Annotated in this window: 1 protein-coding gene and 1 pseudogene; both read left to right on the top strand. The window is 69.7% G+C overall.

The window, feature by feature from the left end; all coding sequences use genetic code 11:
• Window positions 1-490, top strand: a pseudogene (locus ACFWF3_RS34435) (diacylglycerol kinase); the annotation flags it as partial.
• Between the two features lie 105 nt (window positions 491-595).
• Window positions 596-1,828, top strand: a 1,233-nt coding sequence (locus ACFWF3_RS34430) for an FAD-binding protein (protein WP_379318214.1), incomplete at its 3' end; no start/stop codon positions are given.

Here is a 1,828-nt window from a genome sequence, read left to right as displayed (position 1 = left end):
GCCCATGCTGCTGCAACCCGGCGTCCTCACCCTTGCCTGGGGCAGCGTCATCCGGCAGCTCGCCGCCGCGCTCGACATCGAACTCGATTCGGTCACACAACATTTCGAACGGTTGCCGGCCACCGGTGATCTCACCGTCGGCGACCGCACCATCGCCGCGGGTACGGCCGCCGCGCTGCGCTTCCAAGTCCACGGCATCCGCGCCGACCGCGAGGTGCTCACCCTCGAGCACGTCACCCGTCTGCATCCCGACCTGGCTCCCGATTGGCCACAGCCGACCGGAAAGGGTGGCTACCGCGTCGAAATCCAGGGCGAACCGGACTACCGCCTGGACCTGCAGCTCACCAGCGACGGTGACCACGCTCTCGCCGGTGTGGTCGGCACCGCTGCCCGCCTGGTCAGTGCCGTCTCGGCGGTGGTCGAGGCCCGCCCCGGTCTGCTCACCGCCACCGATCTGCCCCTCACCACCGGCCGTGGACTGATGTCCTGACGGCCCGCTGTTCCGCGACTCGACTGGTGCCGAAAATCTAGAACACGTTATAGTTCGGCTGATCGGGCGACGATGCGGTCGGCCCGTGCTCGGAAGGGTGGACAAGTGCGGGCCTGGGATGACGCAGCCGATGTCGTGGTCGTCGGATACGGCGGAGCGGGTGCGGCCGCAGCGCTGGCCGCGCGGGAATCCGGCGCCGAAGTGCTGGCCGTCGACCGGTATCTGGGTGGCGGCGCTACGGCACTGTCCGGTGGCATCGTGTACGCGGGTGGCGGCACCTGGGTGCAACGCGACGCGGGCATCGACGACGACGTCGACACCATGCTCGCGTACCTGCAGGCCGAGGTCGGTGACGCCGTGAGCGCCGCGACGCTGCGCCGATTCTGCGAAGAGTCCCCGGCGATGATCGACTGGCTGACCGGGCACGGCGTGCCCTTCCAGCCCTCGGTGTGCCCGTACAAGACGTCCTATCCGACCGATGACTACTACCTGTACTACTCGGGCAGCGAGAACTCCGGCGGTTACCGCGATCTCGCGAAACCGCGTCAACGCGGTCACCGCACGCACGGTCCCGGCGTCTCGGGCAAGGCGCTGTTCGGGCCGCTGGCGGCGTCGGCGTCCGAGCACGGCGTTCGCGTCCGGACCGGAACCAGGGCGACGCGGCTCGTTGTCGAGGACGGGCGCGTGACGGGCATCGAGGCGCTCACGATCGCCGACGCGCCCGCGGCGGTACGGCGACGATTCGCCGCGCTCGCTCGGATCTCGGCGAAACCCGGTGTGTATCACCAGGGTTTGCGCCGGGCGGTGGAAAAGCTGCTGGCCCGGATCGAGCGCAGATACGGTGTGCCGGTCCGGATCCAGGCGAGATCCGGCGTGGTGCTCACCACGGGTGGGTTCATCGCGAACGGGGAGATGGTCGCACGGCACGCCCCCGCGTATCCGTGGTCGCAGGGACTGCCGCTGGGGAGCGCCGGTGACGACGGCAGCGGCATCACCATGGCGCTCGACATCGGTGCGGCGAGCGGCAAGATGGACGCGCTGTCGACCTGGCGGTTCATCGCGCCGCCCAGCGCCTTCTTCGGAGCGATCGCGGTGAATGCCCTGGGCGAGCGCATGATCGACGAGTCTCGCTACGGCGCGGCCCTCGGCGCGGCCATCGCCGCCAGTCCGGGTCATCGCGCGTGGCTGCTCGTCGACGCGGAGCTGGAGGCCGAGGCTCGCGGTCAGATCGGTACCCAGTCGGTGTGGTTCCAGCGAATGCAGACCGAGCGTTTACTGCGGATCGGGCGCGTCTCGGGGAACACCGTCGAGGAGGTGGCCGCACGCGCCGGTATCGAC

Origin of the sequence: Nocardia sp. NPDC060220 (assembly GCF_042727815.1) — a bacterium.
Taxonomy (GTDB): Bacteria; Actinomycetota; Actinomycetes; order Mycobacteriales; family Mycobacteriaceae; genus Nocardia.
This window is presented reverse-complemented; position numbering and strand designations above follow the sequence as displayed.